This window comes from Methylobacter marinus A45, from assembly GCF_000383855.1.
Lineage (GTDB): Bacteria > Pseudomonadota > Gammaproteobacteria > Methylococcales > Methylomonadaceae > Methylobacter > Methylobacter marinus.
In genome coordinates this window covers 3,053,428-3,073,249 of the sequence record NZ_KB912877.1, presented here as the reverse complement: position 1 = coordinate 3,073,249, position 19,822 = coordinate 3,053,428, and the positions used below count along the sequence as shown (strand labels likewise).

22 protein-coding genes are annotated in these 19,822 nt (G+C 54.2%); 11 read left to right on the top strand and 11 right to left on the bottom strand.

The annotated features are described in order from the left end of the window. Position 1: 1 nt before the first annotated feature. Both nifU and METMA_RS0114595 read right to left on the bottom strand, forming a co-directional pair. Positions 2-901, bottom strand: a complete 900-nt coding sequence (nifU, locus tag METMA_RS0114600) for a Fe-S cluster assembly protein NifU (RefSeq protein WP_020159839.1) — start codon at positions 899-901, stop codon at positions 2-4. Positions 902-936: 35 nt separating this feature from the next. Further along, positions 937-1,266 carry a HesB/IscA family protein gene (locus METMA_RS0114595; RefSeq protein ID WP_020159838.1) on the bottom strand — a complete coding sequence of 110 codons (330 nt, stop codon included), beginning with the start codon at positions 1,264-1,266 and terminating at the stop codon, positions 937-939. Between the two features lie 215 nt (positions 1,267-1,481). Between METMA_RS0114595 and METMA_RS0114590 the strand changes: the two genes are divergently transcribed. The 4 genes from METMA_RS0114590 to METMA_RS0114575 all read left to right on the top strand — a co-directional run bounded on the left by METMA_RS0114590 (position 1,482) and on the right by METMA_RS0114575 (position 4,995). After that, a complete protein-coding gene (locus METMA_RS0114590) occupies positions 1,482-1,769 on the top strand; it encodes a nitrogen fixation protein NifZ (protein WP_020159837.1) in 288 nt (95 codons plus the stop codon). A gap of 74 nt (positions 1,770-1,843) precedes the next feature. Beyond that, positions 1,844-3,424, top strand: a complete 1,581-nt coding sequence (locus METMA_RS0114585; protein ID WP_027147358.1) for a SagB/ThcOx family dehydrogenase — start codon at positions 1,844-1,846, stop codon at positions 3,422-3,424. Positions 3,425-3,539: 115 nt separating this feature from the next. Further along, a complete protein-coding gene (gene bfr / locus METMA_RS0114580) occupies positions 3,540-4,007 on the top strand; it encodes a bacterioferritin (RefSeq protein ID WP_020159835.1) in 468 nt (155 codons plus the stop codon). Between the two features lie 82 nt (positions 4,008-4,089). Then, positions 4,090-4,995: a beta-1,6-N-acetylglucosaminyltransferase gene (locus tag METMA_RS0114575; protein WP_020159834.1), complete on the top strand. Its 906-nt coding sequence runs from the start codon at positions 4,090-4,092 to the stop codon at positions 4,993-4,995. Between the two features lie 82 nt (positions 4,996-5,077). Here METMA_RS0114575 and METMA_RS0114570 read toward each other — a convergent pair whose 3' ends face one another. Both METMA_RS0114570 and METMA_RS0114565 read right to left on the bottom strand, forming a co-directional pair. Then, the gene (locus tag METMA_RS0114570; RefSeq protein ID WP_027147357.1) at positions 5,078-5,296 is read right to left on the bottom strand and encodes a TraR/DksA C4-type zinc finger protein; all 219 of its coding nucleotides are present in this window, start codon (positions 5,294-5,296) and stop codon (positions 5,078-5,080) included. A gap of 147 nt (positions 5,297-5,443) precedes the next feature. Next, positions 5,444-6,607, bottom strand: coding sequence for a CapA family protein (locus METMA_RS0114565; RefSeq protein WP_156830504.1), 1,164 nt, complete (start codon positions 6,605-6,607; stop codon positions 5,444-5,446). A 280-nt stretch (positions 6,608-6,887) separates the two neighbouring features. Between METMA_RS0114565 and METMA_RS27850 the strand changes: the two genes are divergently transcribed. Genes METMA_RS27850 through METMA_RS0114550 form a run of 3 tightly spaced genes read left to right on the top strand, consistent with a single transcriptional unit; the run spans position 6,888 to position 9,207 of the window. After that, positions 6,888-7,565, top strand: a complete 678-nt coding sequence (locus METMA_RS27850; RefSeq protein WP_020159831.1) for a phosphoribosyltransferase — start codon at positions 6,888-6,890, stop codon at positions 7,563-7,565. After that, the gene (locus METMA_RS27845) at positions 7,562-8,230 is read left to right on the top strand and encodes a dienelactone hydrolase family protein (RefSeq protein ID WP_020159830.1); all 669 of its coding nucleotides are present in this window, start codon (positions 7,562-7,564) and stop codon (positions 8,228-8,230) included. Before METMA_RS27850 ends, METMA_RS27845 begins: the two co-directional genes overlap by 4 nt. Continuing rightward, a complete protein-coding gene (locus tag METMA_RS0114550; RefSeq protein WP_020159829.1) occupies positions 8,227-9,207 on the top strand; it encodes a ribose-phosphate diphosphokinase in 981 nt (326 codons plus the stop codon). The genes METMA_RS27845 and METMA_RS0114550 overlap by 4 nt, the downstream gene beginning before the upstream one ends. 22 nt (positions 9,208-9,229) lie before the next feature. Here METMA_RS0114550 and METMA_RS0114545 read toward each other — a convergent pair whose 3' ends face one another. The 3 genes from METMA_RS0114545 to METMA_RS0114535 all read right to left on the bottom strand — a co-directional run bounded on the left by METMA_RS0114545 (position 9,230) and on the right by METMA_RS0114535 (position 13,042). Next, positions 9,230-10,228 carry a hypothetical protein gene (locus tag METMA_RS0114545; RefSeq protein ID WP_020159828.1) on the bottom strand — a complete coding sequence of 333 codons (999 nt, stop codon included), beginning with the start codon at positions 10,226-10,228 and terminating at the stop codon, positions 9,230-9,232. 217 nt (positions 10,229-10,445) lie between these two features. Further along, positions 10,446-10,787 carry a hypothetical protein gene (locus METMA_RS0114540; protein ID WP_020159827.1) on the bottom strand — a complete coding sequence of 114 codons (342 nt, stop codon included), beginning with the start codon at positions 10,785-10,787 and terminating at the stop codon, positions 10,446-10,448. 392 nt (positions 10,788-11,179) lie between these two features. After that, the gene (locus tag METMA_RS0114535; protein ID WP_020159826.1) at positions 11,180-13,042 is read right to left on the bottom strand and encodes a M48 family metallopeptidase; all 1,863 of its coding nucleotides are present in this window, start codon (positions 13,040-13,042) and stop codon (positions 11,180-11,182) included. 776 nt (positions 13,043-13,818) lie between these two features. Here METMA_RS0114535 and METMA_RS0114525 point away from each other — a divergent pair. From METMA_RS0114525 to METMA_RS0114505, 4 genes are all read left to right on the top strand, one after another. Continuing rightward, positions 13,819-14,850 carry a DUF3053 family protein gene (locus METMA_RS0114525; protein ID WP_020159824.1) on the top strand — a complete coding sequence of 344 codons (1,032 nt, stop codon included), beginning with the start codon at positions 13,819-13,821 and terminating at the stop codon, positions 14,848-14,850. A gap of 437 nt (positions 14,851-15,287) precedes the next feature. Then, entirely contained in the window at positions 15,288-15,725 is a 438-nt protein-coding gene (locus tag METMA_RS0114520) for an NUDIX domain-containing protein (protein ID WP_020159823.1), read from the top strand. Between the two features lie 239 nt (positions 15,726-15,964). Next, positions 15,965-16,180 carry a hypothetical protein gene (locus METMA_RS0114515; RefSeq protein WP_152565079.1) on the top strand — a complete coding sequence of 72 codons (216 nt, stop codon included), beginning with the start codon at positions 15,965-15,967 and terminating at the stop codon, positions 16,178-16,180. A gap of 212 nt (positions 16,181-16,392) precedes the next feature. Next, positions 16,393-17,835 (top strand): aspartate kinase, encoded by a 1,443-nt coding sequence (locus METMA_RS0114505; RefSeq protein ID WP_020159820.1) that lies wholly within the window; start codon positions 16,393-16,395, stop codon positions 17,833-17,835. A 73-nt stretch (positions 17,836-17,908) separates the two neighbouring features. On the opposite strand, the gene METMA_RS24650 is transcribed toward METMA_RS0114505, so the two are convergent. The 4 genes from METMA_RS24650 to METMA_RS0114485 all read right to left on the bottom strand — a co-directional run bounded on the left by METMA_RS24650 (position 17,909) and on the right by METMA_RS0114485 (position 19,769). Then, positions 17,909-18,091: a hypothetical protein gene (locus METMA_RS24650; protein WP_036250897.1), complete on the bottom strand. Its 183-nt coding sequence runs from the start codon at positions 18,089-18,091 to the stop codon at positions 17,909-17,911. A 408-nt stretch (positions 18,092-18,499) separates the two neighbouring features. Then, positions 18,500-19,066, bottom strand: a complete 567-nt coding sequence (locus tag METMA_RS0114495) for a nitrogen fixation protein NifQ (protein WP_232216361.1) — start codon at positions 19,064-19,066, stop codon at positions 18,500-18,502. An 11-nt stretch (positions 19,067-19,077) separates the two neighbouring features. Further along, positions 19,078-19,428: a 2Fe-2S iron-sulfur cluster-binding protein gene (locus METMA_RS0114490; RefSeq protein WP_020159817.1), complete on the bottom strand. Its 351-nt coding sequence runs from the start codon at positions 19,426-19,428 to the stop codon at positions 19,078-19,080. Between the two features lie 53 nt (positions 19,429-19,481). Next, a complete protein-coding gene (locus METMA_RS0114485; RefSeq protein WP_020159816.1) occupies positions 19,482-19,769 on the bottom strand; it encodes a 2Fe-2S iron-sulfur cluster-binding protein in 288 nt (95 codons plus the stop codon). Between the last annotated feature and the right edge of the window lie 53 nt (positions 19,770-19,822).

Genomic DNA, 19,822 nt, shown 5'->3' with positions numbered 1-19,822 from the left:
CTTACGCTCCTGCCGCAGCGGCTTTGGGCATTTGTGACGCGGGGACGACCTTGATGAATTCGCCCAGTTCTTCCATCAGCCGTTGCTGAATGCCGCCGATCGTCATCGCGGCCATCTGGCAGCCGCTGCAGGCACCGGTCATGTTGACATAGGCGGTGTTACCGATGACTTCGACCAGTTCCACATTGCCGCCGTCAGCCATCAGTTGCGGCCTTAACTTATCCAGCACCTCTTCAATTTTCTTGATGCGTTGCAAGTTGGTCATCGGCATTTTTTCCTTGGCCGACGCGGCCACCTCAATCGGCGCGGCGTTCGGGTCGAATTTCTCGCCCCGCTCGGCCAGCACTTTCGTCAGGATGCCCTCGATGTCTTCATGGCAGGCCGCGCAGCCGCCGCCCGCTTTGGTGAAGTTGGTGACATCCTCGACCGTGCGCAGGTTATTGGCCACGACCATTTCCTCGATCATGACGGCATCGATCGCAAAGCATTTGCAGATCAGCGCGCCTTCTTCATGATCGTCCTTCCATTCCTCGCCGCGATAGTTCGCCACGGCGGCCTGCAGGGCTTCGCGTCCCATGACCGAACAGTGCATTTTTTCCGGCGGCAGGCCGTCCAGCTCGTTGGCGATATCCTGGTTGGTCACTTTCAGCGCCTCGTCCAGCGTCAGGCCCTTGATGATTTCGGTCAGCACCGAGGACGAGGCGATCGCGGAGCCGCAGCCGAAAGTCTGGAAACCGGCATCCTCGATAGTCTCGGTTTCCTCGTTAACGCGCAGCGTCAGTCTCAACGCATCGCCGCAACTGATTGAGCCGACCTCGCCGATCGCATTCGCATCAGCAACAGCCCCGGCATTTTTAGGGTTGAAAAAATGTTCTTGGACTTTTTCTGAGTAATCCCACATCGTTTAATCCTCCAGAAAATAATAAATTAGGGCTGTTAAGAGCACGTATTAAACGACGTGCCGCAGGCACAACTTTTAACGGCGTTAGGGTTGCTGAACTTGAACCCTGATCCTTCCAGGCTGTCGATAAAATCGACAGACATGCCGTCCAGCATTGGCATGCTGTCAGGCCCGACAAAGACCTTGACGCTTCCGCAATCGATAACGGTATCTTCTTCGTTCTGATTGTCTTCGAGTTTCAAACCGTATTGCAGACCGGAACAGCCGCCATCGGTTACTTCAATCCGTAAGCCGGCGGTTGGCTTGTCGGAGCCGGCGATAAAACGCCCAACAGCGTTAATAGCGTTTTCAGTTAATGTAATCATGTAAGTCTCCTGAATGGGTTTGGCATCGTTCTTGTAAACACTTATAGCAACCTGTATGCCATCAGCTTTTTTAATTATTTAATGCGTTGTTTAATAAAGAATAAATAAAGCATGCTTAGGATGTAAGGCGGGGCGGGAACAGGTTCTAAACTAACAATCACGTACACTTTGTAGGCTTTACTACAAAACAACCGGAAGCTTTGAGGAGATAAATCATGAGAATAGAAGATCTGGATATAGGCGATGTTGTTTTTGCCGCTCACGCGATCACCGATGACGGCTCCATACCGAATGGCCTGGAAGGCGAAGTGCTGGCCGAAGCCGGCGCGCGCGGCGTCATCACCATGATTGGCCACGTGGAGGAGCAACCGGAACGCAGCGTTTTTCTGGTACGCTTTGAAGACAAGAACATGACCCTGGGCAGCCCGATCGGATGCTGGGCCGAGGATCTGACCGTGGAGAGCCGGCATGAGACGATGCCGGGCGGGTTTGAACTTTCGTAGTTTTTTATGCCGGCTTTTCGCTAAGGCTCCAACCCAGCCGACCCATGGAGCAGCATTTAACAATATCATTAAATATGAACGAGCAAACACAGACCGTTATCAACTACCACCATCGCACCAAACACCAGCTGGAGCGCTATGCAAAAGGCCCGGAAACGCTGGACTGGGACGACCAGCCCGATCCGTACCGGCGCTTTGCCGGCTGCGAATCGGTGCCGCTGCCCGAGCCGGGCGCCGAACTGCCCGTCCTGTTTACCGAACTGGATAGTCCCCAGGCCATCGAACCCCAGCCATTGACCCTGAAGACGCTGGGGTTGCTGCTGGAGCTGTCCTTCGGCCTGTCGGCCTGGAAACAGTACGGCCCGGACCGCTGGGCCCTGCGCTGCAATCCGTCCAGCGGCAACCTGCATCCGACCGAGGCCTATCTGATCAATACCGACAGCTCGCTGATCCAGCCGGGCGTTTACCATTACGTCAGCCATGATCACCATCTGGAGCGGCGCGCCCTGTTTACCGCTGACCTGGACAATGCCGGCATCCTGATCGGCCTCAGTTCGCTGCACTGGCGCGAAGCCTGGAAATACGGCGAGCGGGCTTACCGCTACTGCCAGCATGATATCGGCCATGCGCTGGGCGCCTTGCGCTATGCCGCGGCCGCCTTGGGCTGGTCGGTCGAATTGCTGGCCGAATACGCCGATGACGACATAGCCGCGCTGCTGGGGCTTGACCGGCTTGAGGATTTCAAACCGAATGAGCGGGAATTGCCCGACGTGATCTGCCGCATACGCACGACTGCCGACGCCTGCTCGTTTGGAATCGATACTTTGTCGGAAATCCAACAATCGGCTGCCTGGTCAGGCCGGGCGCGCAGTCTGAACGCCTATCACATGTACAAATGGCCGGTCATAGACGAAGTAGCCGCCGCGGCGGCCAAGCCGCGCACCGGGGAACCGCGCTGGCAGGCCGAGCCACAGCCGGTCGTCAACACATCCTGCCGGCAAACGGCAACGGCCATCATTCGCCAGCGCCGCAGCGCCCAGCATTTCGATGGTAAGACCACCCTGCCGCGGGCCGATTTTTTCCGGCTGCTGAGCGCGGTCCTGCCGGGCCGCAAGCCGCCTTTCGACCTGTGGCGATGGCCGGCGAAAGTCCATCTGTTTATCTTCGTCCACCACGTTGAAGGCCTGGCGCCCGGGCTGTATGCCCTGCCCCGCGCGCCTGACGCCATCGAACCGCTACAGGCGGCCACGCTTGCGGACTTTGACTGGCAACCGGTATCGGACATCCTGCCGTTGTATCATCTCTATATGGGCGATTGCCGGCAGATCGCCAAATCGCTGTCCTGCCACCAGGCGATAGCCAGCAACAGCGCCTTCAGCCTGGCCATGGTCGCCGAATTCAACCTCGCCGATCAGCCCTGGACCTACCGGCGCCTGTTCTGGGAGTGCGGGCTGATCGGCCAGGCGCTGTATCTGGAAGCCGAAGCGGCAGGCGTGCGCGGCACCGGCATCGGCTGCTATTTTGACGACAGCGTGCATGAAATTTTCGGCATCAAGGACGACCGGTTCCAGAGCCTGTACCATTTTACCGTCGGCACGCCGCTGGAAGACAAGCGGATACAGACGCTGCCGGCTTATGCGCATTTGCAGGAATAGAAAGGAGCCGCTGCGCTTTGACAGGACTCGGTTTAGGTTTTAATCTGCCGCTGATGCCACACGCATGTCCCGCCTGACAACAATAAACAACAAGCATTAAGCACAAGGTGATTTTATGAAAAGCAACAATCAGGTCATCGACCAGTTGAATCAGTTACTGGCCGGCGAATTGACCGCCATGGATCAGTATTTTATCCATTCGCGCATGTACGAAAACTGGGGCTTCACCAAACTGTACGAGCGCATCAATCATGAAATGCAGGACGAAACGGGCCATGCCGACTCCCTGATCAAGCGCATTCTGTTCCTTGAGGGCGTACCGAATCTGTCGGTCCGCAATCCTCTGACCGTCGGCGGCACGGTGCCGGCCATGCTGAAAAACGATCTCGACGTGGAAATGAGCGTGATCAGCGCCCTGAAGGACGTCATCGCCTATTGCGAATCGGTCAACGACTATGTCACGCGCGAGATGCTGGAAGGCATGCTGCAGGATACCGAGGACGACCACGCTCATTGGCTGGAGCAGCAACTGAACCTGATCGACAGAATCGGTCTGGAGAACTATTTGCAGTCGCAGATGTAGCCGGAAGACCGGCGTCATCACCCCGGCCTGCACCGCTGAAAGAGCGCAGGCCGGGCGGATTCTCATCAAGATAGGGGCGAAAATGGTTAACATTGTCTATCTGGTTATTGCTTACAAAAACCTTGAGCAAATGATTCGCCTTGTCAATCGTTTGAATGCGCCGAATGTTCAATTTTTAATTCATATCGACAAGAAAACCGACGAGGATTACCTGACAGGCGCACAGCAGGCTCTCAGGGATTATCCCAACTGTTACTTCATAAAAAGAGAAACCGTATATTGGGGCGCATGGGGGCTGACCCAGGTGTCGCTTAACGCTATTCACTATATTGAAGCGCATGACTTAAAGTGCGATTTTTTAATTTATATGAGCGGGCAGGACTACCCGCTACAGAGCAATGACCGCATTCATGCTTTCTTCGAAAACCATCAGGGCAAACAGTTTCTGGATCATTTCACCTTGCCGTATGAACATTGGCCGGGACGCGGCGGGCTGAACCGCGTGGAGCTTTATCATTTCCAACTGGGCAGTAAAACCCTGGTCTATCCCCCCTTTGCCGGGCGCGATTCCCCGCCAAGACTTTTAAAGCCGATCATGCCCTTTTTTTCCTTCAAACCGCGCAAATTGCCCGGCGGTTACCGATTTTACGGCGGTTCCGCGGCGATCATTCTTGCCCGCAGCGGCATCACTTATATCGACCAGTTCGTAAAAACGGATCTGGGACAACGGATAGTGAACTTCTATACTCGGACAACAAATGCCGATGAAATGTTTTTTCAAACGGTAATGATGAATTCCAGCATGGGAAATACCGTCGTGAATGACGAACTGCGCTTTACGGATTGGTCGAAAAAAGGCGCGCATCCGGAAATTCTTACCAAACATGATTACCAACGTTTAAAGGATTCAGGCCACTTATTTGCCAGGAAATTTGATGTTCAAGTTGATGCCGAGATTCTTGATCTGCTGGATGAAGGCAGTGATTGAAATGGACCAGGCTTAACATTCGCTTTGCGGCAATCAAGCCCATTCCATTGACCGGCCGGTCCTGCCGGCCGTGCGCCCGGCCTTATCTGGAATTTTTTTCCAGTGCCGTCTGGCAGGCCAGACAATACTTGCAGGCAATAGCCTTGCGGCGGCTTTCCGGTATCGGCTCACCGCATTCTTCACATTCGACAGCCGACTCGCCGGTATAGATCGACTTTCGCGTTTCTTCGATAAAGAGCGTGGTCATTTGATCCATGCGCTCAATGATGGCGTCGGTTCCGCCTGCCCATGCTGATGACATATTGATTTCACTTATTAATTAAGTTATGGAATTGATAACAGGTTGTTTTAAGCGTTCAGCTTTTTGCGCCATTTAGACGCGTCAATCAACCCGCTGTTTCAAAATTACTTTAAAGTTTGCAGCGCTTAACTGTCAACCGCTGCATGCTCAGTGCCTGATCGACAAGGCCAGACGGCGGTCGCTATCGACCAGCTCGACCCTCGCGCCCAGCAGCCGGCTTTCCCTGTCCACTTCCTGCTGCAGCCATAGCGCATCTTTGGGCGATGCGTGATTCAACCGGAAGCGTTTGATTTGCATGGGCAACATCATCAAGTCGGCCAACTCGCCTGTCGCCGGATCCAGAGTGACAAAGTACATCAAAGAGAGATCGCCCCGGAATTCCTCATAGCCCGAGATACCCTCATAATCGTTCAGAAAGTCGCCGCAGCCGTAGATGATCGGTTTGCCCTGATAGACCTCGATGCCCTTGGGATGATGCGATGAATGGCCGTGCACCACGTCCACATGGGCCAGATCTATCAGCCGATGCGCGAATTCCCGGTGCGTATTCAATATCTTGTAGCCCCAGTTGCCGCCCCAGTGTATCGAGGCCACCACACAATCGCCTTTCCGCTTGAGACCCGAGATCCGCTCGGCGATACGGCTCACCGTGTGCTCGGATAAATCCGGCAGCAGATTCACGCCCGGACTGTCGCCGCGGGCGCCCCACTCCCAGGGAATGCCGCTGCTGTCATCGCCGAAGCCGAACACCAGCACGCGGCCTTTCCCTGCCAGGTCGATAATCGCCGGCGCCTGGGCTTCCTGCTGGTTCCGGCCCGCTCCCGCCACCTTGAGACTGGCGTCGGCCAGCGTGGTCAACGTCTCCTTCAAGCCGGCATGTCCCCAGTCCAGGACATGATTGTTGGCCAGCACGCAACAGTCGATATCCGCTGCCGTAATGCAGGGCATGTTTTCCGGGTGCATCCGGTAATGAATGCCCTTCCCCGGCCAGAAGTCAGAACTGGTCGTCACCGCCGTTTCAAGGTTGATGATGCGGGCATCCGGGGCGACACGCCGGAGCGCTTCAAGCGCATCCCCCCAGATATAGTCGAAACCGACCGGTTTCGGAATCGGGCCGTTGGCTTCCTCGGCGATCTGCACATAGCCCCGGGCGGAATTCATGTAAAACTCATGAATCCTCGGGACGGAGGGATGAGGCAGCACCTGGTCGATGCCCCGGCCGGTCATCACGTCTCCGCACAGAAATAGCGTGATCGTTGGGTTGGTGCGGGAACCCGTCCCGGATGATTCAAGGCCTTGATCGAATCTCATTGCTTTTCTGTCCGTCGCCGAACGCGTTTCACTCGCGCCCAAAGCAAGCGCCGTGAATCCGGCCAGTCTCAGGAACTCCCTTCGCGTTCTCGGCTTTGGCCGCTGATCATTCATCGCCGGCGATAGGGGTTGGTTGATGCGTCATTGCCCGTCACTCCAGTAAAAGCGTTAAACATTAGGTCAAAGACGCGCCGATAAGTTTCGCGGGTATCGGGATAGATCCATGAGGTGCGGCGGTCATAAGAATAATCTTACGCTACGTAGACATCAGGACACCGCCTTGAAACTGCGATTTGAAGACCGAATCCAAGCCGGGCGCCTGCTGGGGCAGGCGCTGCATAAGTATGCCAAACGACCGGACGTGACAATTCTCGCCCTGCCCCGCGGCGGCGTTCCGGTAGGCTTCGAGGTCGCCCAGGCAATCAACGCGCCGCTGGATATCATGCTGGTGCGCAAACTGGGAACGCCCGGAAACGAGGAACTGGCCATGGGCGCCATCGCCAGCGGCGGCGTGTGCGTGCTCAATTCCGATTTGGTGGCGGCGTTTAATATCAGTCAAGAGCTCATCGAAGCCGTCGCCAGAAAAGAGCAGCAGGAACTGGAGCGGCGCGAACGGGCCTATCGGGGCGATCATCCCGCTCCCGCCATAGAAGATCGCTGCCTGATTCTGGTCGATGATGGCTTGGCCACCGGGGCCAGCATGCGCGCCGCCGTCGCCGCCCTGAAGCAACGCAAGCCAGCCTCTATCGTGGTCGCCATTCCCGTGGCCCCGCCTGATACGGTGGAGATTCTGAAAGAGGAAGCCGATGAGGTGGTCTGCCTGGCCACGCCCGAGCCATTTTTGGCCGTCGGCCGCTGGTACGAGGATTTTTCCCAGACCAGCGATGAGGATGTCAAAGCGTTCCTCGCGCGCGCCTGGGCGATGGAATCCGATCTCAACCCAATGGAGCAACCATGACTCATCCCGCTTCCTCACTCTCCGTCGATATCAACATGGCATTTGCAGACATCTCCCTTGACGGCTACCTGACTGTTCCCGAACACGCGAAGGGCCTGGTGATCTTCGCCCATGGCAGCGGCAGCAGCCGGTTCAGCCAGCGCAATCGCTTCGTGGCAGAATTCTTGAACGAGGCCGAGCTTGCCACGCTGCTTTTCGACCTCTTGACCCCCGCAGAGGAGGACATCGATCTGCGCACGCGCGAGTTTCGCTTCGATATCGACCTGCTGACCGAGCGGCTGATTGGCGTGATCGACTGGGCCGGCCGGAATGCGACGACAGCCGGGTTTCCCATCGGGCTGTTCGGGGCCAGCACCGGCGCGGCCGCGGCACTGGGCGCCGCCGCTGAGCGCGCCGACAAGGTGGCCGCCATGGTTTCGCGCGGCGGCCGGCCGGATCTGGCTGCGCGCCATCTGGCACAGGTTAAGGCGCCTGCGTTGTTGATCGTGGGCGGTGAAGACACTGTGGTCATCGATCTTAATCAACAGGCGGCCGGGCAACTGACGGTTGAACATCGCCTGGAGATCGTTCCCGGCGCCACGCATCTGTTCGAGGAAGCGGGCAAACTGGAACAGGTCGCGCGGCTCACGCGCGACTGGTTCCTGCATTATCTGGCCGGCCTATGAATCTCGACGCGATGCGACTGTTTGCGCTGAGCGAGACCCAGGCGCTCGGGGCAAGCATCGGCGCCGCGCTCGGCATACCGCTGACTCCGCACGAGGAACGGGATTTTGAAGACGGCGAGCACAAGACGCGCCCGCTGGAAAGCGTGCGCGGCTGCGATGTGTTCGTGATCCAGTCGCTGTACAGCGAGCCTGGTAAAAGCGTCAACGACAAGCTGTGCCGTCTGCTGTTTTTCATCGGCGCCCTGAAGGATGCCTCGGCGCGGACGGTGACCGCCGTCCTGCCCTACCTCGGCTATGCGCGCAAGGACCGGAAAACCAAGACCCGCGATCCGGTAACCACCCGCTATATGGCGCAACTGCTGGAGGCCGTGGGAACCGATCGGGTGCTGACCCTCGACGTGCATAACCTGGCCGCTTTCCAGAACGCTTTCCGCTGCCACACGGACCATCTGGAAGCCAAAAAGCTGTTCGTCGAGCATTTCGCGGCCCGGATGACTGATGCCGAGCTGGTCGTGGTCTCGCCCGACGTCGGTGGCGTCAAGCGGGCGGAACTGTTTCGCGATGCGCTGAGCCAGCGCTTGAGCCGGCCGGCCGGCAGCGCTTTCATGGAGAAACAGCGCAGCGCCGGCATCGTCAGCGGCGAAGCGCTGGTAGGCGATGTCAACGGCAAGACCGCCATTATCATCGACGACATGATCAGCACCGGCGGCACGATCGCACGGACCGCGCACGCCTGCCGCGACCGGGGCGCACAAAGCGTTCATGCCGCCGCCAGCCACGGCCTTTTCGTGGGCAAGGCCGATCAGGTCGCGGCCGATCCTGCCCTGGACAGTCTGGTGGTCACCAATACGCTGCCGCCGTTCCGGCTCGACCCGGAACTGGCGCGCAGCCGGCTGACGGTGCTGGATGTGTCGCCGCTATTGGCGGATGCCATCTGGCATATCCATAACAGCGGTTCCCTCGTGGAACTCCTGTAACGAGTCAGACGCAAAAAGCACGTCACCAACAACGTACATACTGCTCTGCCAGAGCCAGGTAGGAGCCGGCGAGATCGTGCCAACGCCGATGATCCCGAATGTCGTGGTCCACGGTGTGCCATACCGCGATCTTGGCGCGCAAACAGGCGCGGAAAGCCTTGTAAAATCCTATCAGTTCAGCGGGACAAGCATCGCCTGTCGCTGTCGTGTAGTACGCCAGCACCTGGTCGCCGATGCCCGGAACACCGAGACGCTCGCATTCCAGGGCCAGATAGGCCAATTCGTCCACGGGGTCGAGGATACGGAACTGCCGGTTGAATTCCAGGCAATCGATGATCACCGGCGCGGGCAGCAAGCAGATATGCTGCGGCCTGAGGTCGCCATGCGCATCGATGATGCGCCCGTCACTCGCCCGCTGTTCAAGAAGACGGCCCTGTTCCGTCAGAAACCGTCTTTGCGCCGCCGCAAGCTGCGCCACCTGCGCGCCGGACAAAGCGTACCCGGCGTCACTCAACTCGGTCAGGTTGCTCTGGATATCCGCCTCGAACCGGCGTCGATACTCGGCCGGGCTTATCGTTAAGGCTGGCGAATCCCGATAGAAACGGGCCAGCACCTGGCTCACCTTCCGCACATCCTCGGCATCGACCGTTCCCGAACGAATCGCAACGTCAAGCATGCGCTCTTCAGGCAGGCGGCGCATCTGAACAAGCCAATCCACCACCTGGCCTTCGCCGTCCAGCCTCAGGCTGCCATCGGCTTCCAGCGTGAGTGGCACGGTGCCGAGATAAACGTGCCCGGCTAACCGCCGGTTGAGACGTATCTCGCGTTCGCAGTTCTTGTGCCGGGCTTCCAGGGTGCTGAAGTCCAGGTAGTCATACTTAACGGGTTTCTTCAGCTTGTAAACCAGCCTTTCTGTCAGAAAAACCCAGGACATATGGGTTTTGACGACCTCGACGCGCGCCGGCTTGTCCGGATAGCTGTCCGGTTGCCGGAGAAAGGCTACTTTTTCATCAATATGCATGGTGCATGTTTTCCTGTAGCGACCGCATTCAGTAAGCCGGGTTCGAATACCTCACTATGCGTTTCATTGTTCGCCTCCGGTATCATTAATTACTGTTAAGACAAGGGGCTGAAGGGAAAGTGCGGCCCTGGGGAATAGCCGGAGCTGGAGATTTGCTAGAATCCGATAATCTGGGCAAGGAAGCGCCGGGCTCACCACTCCGGCTTCTGCCATTTGATCATGACATTTTGGAAACATGCTTTAGCGCAAAGAATATAACGACTGCGGGCATAAGCAGTGCCATGGTGCTCCATAGTCCCATGGCAAGCAAAACAACCTGATTGAGCGCCACTAAACCTGTATAGGTATAAACAGCCCATTTTTTCATCATCCACAAGCCGATCATGCACACTAGCCCTATAAGAGAGGTAAGACCTATGTAGATTGGATACCAGGAGCCGATTTGCTGCGCTACCGGTGAGAAAATCATAGGCACGGCTAACAGTGTCCCTATGAAGCCAAGCACACAGATGATTGTTATTGCGATCGGGCGTTCGGCTGTTTCTGTGAATTCGTTCATAACATGTTTTCCTTATTATTAATGTTTAACCACTTGGTTCAACCGTGCCCATGCATCAATTAGGTACTGGGAGCTGCAATGCGTCTCCGGCATTGGCAGGAAGTAATCGTCAGCCACAGTACTGAAGCGGGAAAGCGTTTGCAACCCCGCCCCTAACGTTCCAGCGATATCTGAGCCAGGCGGCTGCGCTTAAACAGTATCAAACGTTTTAAACGGGACAATATGCCCCGTCCGGCAGGAGTTTTCAACAACTTGCATTATTTTCTCCGCGTCCTCTGCAGCCGGACCGACAGAATGCATCAGACGGCTAAATCATCGGTTGTTTACAGCCAGTTTCAGGCTAAATCCAATGAGCGGCATGTCCGCAAGCCGGCTGAACTCTTGTGTCGGAGTCACAGAATCCTTGACCTTCGCATCCATCGGAACTTCCTGCCGAACCGGTAGTTTTCGCCCTCCACGCTGATGAGTATTGTCTCGCCCGGAAAAGGCACCGATTCCTGAATCCGCTGCAAGACCTCTGCCGAACGCCGCTGGCTATGCAACTGAAAGAAACGGGTGACGCGATAACCCAACACATAGCAGGGCAGATGCGTGAGGTACTTGACGCGCTTTCTTACGAAGTAAACCTTGCGCAAGCCGGGTATGGCTGCCAGTGCGGCGCGCAGTTCAGCGGCTTCGGCATCAGAAAGCCCATGGTGCTCGAAGCGGTCGGTCAGCAATAATTGGTTGCGCTCTTTATGGGCTGCCTCCTGTAATTGCGAACGCTCGAGCAGCCGCTGGTGCCAGGTTTGGGCCTCTTCTTTTCCGCCGTTGTGCCAGTGGTAATCGCGCAGCAGTTCGCAGCCTTCCAGGATGGTGTTCTCATCGAGGCGCATAGCCTGTTCGATCAACCTACAGCCGCCGGCATCATTTCGACCCAGCAGGCGAGCGCCCAGGCTGAGGCAGACCAGCGGATCATCCGGGGCGCGTTCGTGCAGGGCCCGGAACTGGGCCAGTGCATCATCGAAGTCATTGCCGGTGGTTTCGGTGAGTCTTGCGCGATCATATGCCTCCTGCACCGTCAGTTCCGCATCGCTCTCGAATAACCTGTTCAACTCGGCCAGCTGGCGGCGGTCGTTCTGAACCTGCAGATAACGGTTCTGCCAGGAAGGCAGGATATTATCCTTCCAACGCCGATCAAAACTTTCGGTAATGGCTTTCAACGCGAAGCCGAGAAGCCGGTCGGCGGACTGCCCTATGCCTGGAAGGGCCAGGCGCGGCGACTCGTTAATCGCCTTCAGACGGTCACTCAGTGCAGGATGGGTATCAGCCGAATCTGTTTGCAAGGCCATCGCCTGATCCAGCCATTCTTGGGTCGATATTTCGTCCAGTTCCGTGGCTACCCCCTGCCCCATGCCAAAGTAAGGAGCGAAGTTAGGGATCGGCTGTTCATCGGCCTGTTTATGGATTTGCGGCCAATATTGCTCAGCCAGATAGCTGCCGACGACATTGACGCTGGTAAGGGCTTCGGCAGCCACCTGCGGCGAGGTGAGTCTGGCGGAGGTGGCATCGGCCTCGTATTCATTGGCCCTGGCCATTGGAAAAGAATAGGCATTGAAGTAGGGGGCGAACCAGTTCAGAAAGGGCTTGAAGAGAAAGCCGCCCTGACTCTCGCAGGCATCCAGAACGGCCAGAAGACGGCTCCAGCGCAAACGCTGACGGTAGATCCAGTTGGACATCCGCCCGTGCCCCTTGGCCAGATGGCCGAATTCATGCGCGAGCACCGCCTTGAACTGCTCCTCGGTCAACGACTTCATCAGCGGCAGGCCGATCAGCAGGTAATTGCGATGCCAGCCGAAGATGCCCAGGCGAGGCGATTGCACCACACCGGCATTGAAATCATCCGTGATCAGAACATGGTGAAAGCGCGGCGCGCCCAACTGGCAGCGCAATCGGCCAATCATGGCGAACAGCCCAGGCGCCTGTCCGGCCTTGATTTCGGTCCCCTCCGGCGGATCGATCCTAACCCACAGGGCCTTGAGAATCATCCACAGAAAGAAGCCGACGATGATGATCAGCTTCACGGCGAGAAGCTTGAGCACCATGACTGATGCGAGCAACATCCCAAACAGCACAACGATCAATAACAGCATCACGCCAAGATAGGCGTTGCCAAGCATTGCCAGTAAAAACACCTTGAACCGGTAACGTCCCGGGTTGCTCTGCGCCTGGTGCTCAAGCCTGCTGACCAGGGCTTCAAACTGTTCGTTGGTCATCGAGCCTCCCGCCTAACGCTCAGAGCCTCGTGAGAATGGCATGTGACCATTACGTTCCTGCTCATGAGTTCATTTATTGTTGGGATAAAAAAGTGATCGAATATTACTGTCATTTTCGCATCGCCCGTGGGGTTGAGCGACCAGGGTAAGATGACATTGCCAGGCGCAACGGGGACAACAGTCAGCCTGAACGGCTGGTTAAGGGGAATCGGTTTCAATATAGTTTTCAACATCCTTGCTCTCTATAAATTCAGTTTTGCATCATATAATGCAAAGAATTAAATTGGGTTAAAATAATTCAGCGCGTATGCGACAGACTCTTATAGTTTTTCATATTTGTTTTTCTTTAAATTTCCTCTCTGTACACGACAAAAAAGTTAACTTATTGATCTACAAGGAAAGACTTGAAAATCCATCGCTAATCGATTTCACTCTCCTGCGACCAAACACGAGGTGAAGCGTGATTCTAAAAGGACATTTAGGCTGGAGCAAGTGCCGACTGAATTGTTTTGTTAGAATGCTATTGGCGTTAGTGCGACTAAAAGCAGATTAATGCCGGATCGAGTGGACTGGAAATACCCGGGGGCACAAGTGGGGCGACAAGAACCTCAACATTCTCACATTGGGCATCGTCTATAAGGGGGGGGCAATTCCTGTTTATGGGCTGGTGTTGAACAAGCCGGTTAATTCTATCAACAAAGCCGTGAAGGAGTTGCGCTTTTGCGCGGCCGTTTACATATCACATTCGTTAGGTTTGCAATAATAAGGAGAATCCTATGGAAAAAATAGAAACCTTGCAGCAACCGGATAATAGTATCTGGAAAAAAATATATGCTATCTGGAAAATAGCATTCGCTCTTGTTTGTCTTGCTCTTGTTTGTGCAGGAATAATTGGCTATGGGTTTATCTATGCAAAGACTCCAACGGCTAGTTTTGAATACCTGGATAACATTGTATCTCCGGAGAATTTAGGATACTTGGTTAGTTATGGCATTGTGAATGGATTGATTATATGGGGTATTTTCTATGCGCTCATCATCAGAAAGCGAGGAGCCGTAATAAAAGGCTTTTCATTCATAGCCATATTTGTTTGCCTGGAATTAAGTTGTTTTTTCGGTTTTTTAAAACATAGTTCTGAAGCAATGCGGGCGCATTCAGAAATACAAAATCAATATTTGGAATTTGTTAACGCCTCGATTGACTCACAAAATGTGCCTAAAGTTATAGAAAAACCAATAAATACAATACCCAAAGCACATGGCGAGTTTGGCGAAATGGAAAGATTCGTTAAGGAATTCTTGAATCAATTCGTGTCACAGAGGAATGACTATTTGCTCGAGGCGAAAGCCATTGGATGGGATAGCTTATTGGATATGAATCGCTTAAAAGCAGATAAAACATTTGCTGAAAGTAGAGTTAAAATCCGGAAAGCCAGAGAGAATGTCAAAAGATTTAAAGAACAAACAGATATTCTTTATGGAAACCTCGATGAAAAAATAGCTGCTTTGAATATTAGCGAACGTACAAAGAGCAAAATGTTATCGAACTTTAATCAAGGCATGGAAATGGCAAAGAAGGATCTAGATACATTATTGCCATTGGAAGATAAAATCATCGATGAATTCGAGAACATAATAGACTTATTATCCGAAAGAAAAGGGGCTTGGGTCATTGACGGTGAGCATATATCATTTAACAACGATAATGATCTGGAGAGGTTTGATTCTTACATTTCCGCTATTCAAAAAATAGCGAACCGACAAGAAGATTTTAAGCGCCAGAATGCTCAAACATCAAATGCGACTTAGAATTCAAATAAGTCAACCTAAGGAACGTGAATTTTATAACGCCCGCAACTGACTTGTCTTGCCGTCCCTCTTCGGCGTTGCAGGGATGTAGGTAAGGGACGTGAGCACGACTGCATGGATGCAGGAGGTAGAGCAACGCAGGAGCAGTTGCCGACGACTGCATGGACAGGAAATGATCCCGTCATTTCTCTGCATTCACCCCATCCATGGGGATTATGCAGGAGGTAGAGCAACGCATGAGCAGTTGCCGAGGAGCAAATATCTGTCCCGGGGGTCGTCTGTGGTTTTATGAAATATCCAGATTAGTATAAAGCGCCATCCCCCTGCCCCGACTCCAAAAATTAATCCCTTGTTACGAATGCTTTATACTCAACATTTCTCCAATTGGCCCGGTCAAGCCGGCCGTTATCCACTATCGTTTATTGTCAGGAGCCATTATGTACAAACCCGTTACGCCGTTGCTTGCCGCCGATACCTTGATTGAACTGATCGATCTGCCCGGACGGCCGTTTGTTTTGATTGAGCGTGCCAATCCGCCTTATGGCTGGGCCGTGCCGGGCGGGTTTGTCGATGTCGGCGAAACCATGGAGCATGCCGCCATACGCGAGGCGAAGGAGGAAATCAGCCTCGATATCCGGCTGACGGCTTTGTTAGGTCTCTATTCCAATCCCAAGCGCGATCCACGCAATCATACCGTGACGGCCTGTTATGTCGCCGAAGCGCACGGCACGCCCGTGGCGGCGGACGATGCCAAAAACTGCGGGATTTTTACATTCGACAACCTTCCCGCCGAACTGGCTTTCGATCATGCGATGGTGCTGGATGATTACCGTAATTACCGTCTGACCGGCCAGGTCGCGCCGTTGCGGCTATAGGAAGCGGTCGCAAAGCACTGATCGGAACCTTGCACGGCGGCATTTTTGACCCCCATGAAGTGGGTGGTAAGCACTTTAAATTCCGACCGAATGCGGCCTTAATTGCCCCTTAAAATTTGAAACAGCCAAGCTTGTACTGTAACATATTGATAAATAAAATATTTTAAACAAGGAACTACAGACTCCGCTGCGTACGCCTACAACCCTTAGTGGGCGTGGGTTTCACCCAGATTGCAATTATGATTATTTTCTTTGTCCGCTCTTTATTTGTATCTGCTGTGCCGGACTTATTGTCCGTCAGGCAAAACCGCGATATCGCGCAAAACCCTCACCCCGCCGGCGCCCGTATCAAACCCAGGCTGGCAGCCTTATCCACGATGGCAACAGGCAACATCATTCCTATAATTATCGGCGGCACCGGTTATACCCGTAACGCCGGGCTTGCCGCCAACTAACTAATGACAGGTTGGATTACCTGTGGTTTTTTAGCTTCCTTATTTTTCTACAGACGCTTTAAAGCCGCGACAGCCGAGCCACCGGACGGGTGAGTTTTTGCGCGCCCCCCTGGCCACCATGGGTTTCGCCAGCGTTTTGCGCCACTACAGTAAAGCCCTTTCCGAACACGATTATCAGTAACCCGCACAAAAGGAACCAAGAGAACAGCAACATGAATTTTCATAGTGTAGAAAAAATTGGCGGCACCTCCATGAGCAATTATGCCGCGGTACGCGACAACATTATTTTCAAACCCACACGAAGCGCCCAGCCTTATCAGCGCATCTTTGTTGTTTCGGCCTATGCCGGGGTCACCAACGACCTGCTGGAGCATAAAAAAACAGGGCAACCCGGCGTTTTTTCCTTGTTCGCCAACAATGATGACGATGATGGCTGGCGTCAAGCGCTGCAGACTTTAAGAGCAAAAATGCAAGGCATTAATGCCGCTCTCTTTGAAAACGGCGACCTGCTGGCGCAAGCTGATGCCTTTATCGGCGAACGACTCGATGATGCCGAACGCTGTTTAACGGACCTGCATCGTCTCTGCCAGCATGGCCATTTTGCCCTGGATTCTCACCTGGCTACAGTCCGGGAAATGCTTGCCAGTATCGGCGAAGCGCATAGCGCCTGGAACATGGCGCAGCTGTTAAAATGTGACGGGGTTAATGCTTGTTTCATTGATTTAACGGGTTGGAGATCCACGCGGCATTTTGCTTTGGACGATCATATTCAGTTGGCTTTTGAAGGGCTTGATTTCGATACCCAACTGCCCATCGTCACCGGCTATGCGCACAGTGAGGAGGGTTTGATGTCCAGTTTCGACCGGGGCTACAGCGAAATGACATTCAGCCGGATTGCGGTATTGACCCAGGCCCAGGAAGCCGTCATACACAAGGAGTTTCACCTGAGCAGTGCCGACCCGCGGGTGGTAGGTGAAGAAAACACGGTTCCCATTGGCCGCACTAACTATGATGTCGCGGACCAGTTGGCTAACCTGGGAATGGAGGCGATACACCCCAAGGCTGCCAAGGGGCTTCGCCGGAACAATATTCCTTTGCGCGTCAAAAATACGTTTGAACCGGACCACAGCGGCACATTGATTACCGGTGACTACGTCAGCGATACCCCGTGCGTGGAAATTATCGCTGGTTGCAAAAGCGCTTATGCCCTGGAAATTTTCGATCAGGACATGGCGGGTAATATTGATCGATACGATCGCGAAATCCTGACCGCGATACGCCGCTTCAACGCCAGTATCATTGCCAAGGACATTAATGCCAACACCATTACGCATTATCTGTCCACGAACCTGAAAACGATAGAACGGATTCGACGGGTGCTTGAAGAGGCATTTCCTGACTCGGAAATCGACCAGCAGAAAGTGGCCATCGTTTCGGCAATCGGCAGCGATATGCAAGTGCCTGGCATTCTGGCCAAAACAGTGGGGGCTTTAGCCAGCCACAATATCAGTGTGTTGGCCATGCATCAATCCATGCGCCAAGTCGATATGCAGTTTATTATCAATGTCGATGATTATGAACAGGCGATTAAAAGTCTGCATAGCTGCCTGGTTGAGGTCCATGATCATGGTCGGGCCATCTGTCTTGCCTCATAGTGCCATTGCCGCCGTTGCGGCTATCGGCGGATGGGCGTAACGCACCGGAAAAGGCGCGTTACGCGGCGGCGCGTTAGATCACCATGAAGGGGTTGGGCTTGGGATTGGCCAGTATTTTCAATACCGACCGGATATCGGCTTCCAAGATGTTGAGCGTGGTGTAAAGCTCTTCGTTGTCATATTGTTCGTCGAACCGGAAAGACTCGATCATCGGCAGCAATTCCGCTAATTTTGTCTGTAAATTCTCTCTGTCCACTATTTATCGCTCCAAAAGGTCAGAACGGGTTATTGATCGGTTTAGCAGGCAGGCCGCCTGCTGTAAGAGGTTATCTCCAACAGGCAAAAGTCTACGATAAAGACGGTGTTTGTTGAAAGTCTATTTTTGGCGCGAGGCCGGTAGGGATAGCGTGCGGGAGCGCTTTCTATCGGCAGTCTCCTTTACGGCAGCAAGCGAAAGCATATTTCAAAGCCTTCGCGTCCTCGGCACACCGCTACGCTGCTCCTGCGTTGCCTACATAGGGATGTAGGTACTTAGCGTGAGCAGGAGCAGTTTTCTACCTACCTCCTGCATAATCCCCATGGATGGGGTGAATGCAGAGAAATGACGGGATCATTTCCTGTCCCTGCAATCCTTCGTAGTGAAATATTCAGGCGAATCGATTGCTCAGTCTTCAGGACCGTAGCACTTGGCATAATCGGCACAGACATCACAGGACGGCGCGCGGCAAAGGTACAGGCCTTCCGCCTCGCAGAGCTGTTTATACAGGAATTTTTTCCATTTCATGTCCTTGTCGTTTTTGGCGGCCAGCCCGGGAAAATTGTAGCCCAGCATGTCGCTCAACTGGCCGCGGCTCCATAACCCCAAATCCTGCCACAAGTGATCGCTGCCCAGGCACCCGGCCACGATAATGGAAATGATACAGTTGTTTTCAAAGGTGTAGGCCTGACTGTATTGCTTAAGCAGATTGACCAGATCGTCCCGTTCCAGCATGCGGCTGAAATCCGGCCGTATGCCCGAAGGCGCCTGTTCGGGCACGTCGCAACCCGGAAAAAAGTGGCCGACCAGTTCGTTAAACTGCAAGGGCTCAAGGCCCAGATAGTCGGGCAAGGCGCTTGCACCGGCACACCAGCTGGCCACGATGCAGGCCAGCCATTCGTGGTTGGGCGTCGCTATCGCTTGCGATTTCAACCGGGAATACAACCTTTCCCTGTCATCCTGGAGCCGGGGCATGGCAGCCATCATCAATATTCGACCAGAATGTCTTCATCGCGAACGATCATCTGACAGGCCAGACGCCAGGGCGATGGCAGGTCATCGACGATCATCTGCTCCAGCTCTTCCTTGGTGATTTTGCCGGATTGCCTTAATACGGTTTTTTCCTTTTCCGTTAAAGGGCCGCCCATGCGCTCGAGTTTTTTATCGATACTGCTGACTTTAACCAGACAAGTGCCGCATTCGCCGTCTTCGCATTCAAAATTGATCGGAATTTTGTTTTCCCGCGCCAGTTTCAGCACGGTTTGGGTATGGCTGCCAGCGACAGCATAGACGGTTTTGTCCCGGTATTCAGGGCTTGAAAAAGTAACTATGGCCATAACACGTTTCCTTAAAAATTGAGTTGATTATCACGATTTACGGACGGATCCGTTCATACCGGCTTGACGGAGATTTTCCCGCTCAGGACCTGAGCCTGACAAGCCAGGCGGTTATGCTTGCCGGCCATGTTTTCGCGCAGGACCTTGTCCTCCAGCACTGATGGTTCGGTCAGATTGTTCCAGCCGTCGGTGACTTTCATGATGCAGGTGCCGCAATCGCCTTCGCGGCAGCCGTAGGTAATGCCGGAACCGACTTTTTCCGAGATTTCGATAATCCGGGTGCCGGCCGGCGCCGATACGGTGATATTGATGTCTTCAAACGTTATGCTTGCTTTCGCCATGGTGGTATCTCTTTAATGTGGTTAAAAAATTGTAGGGTACGCATCGCGTACCA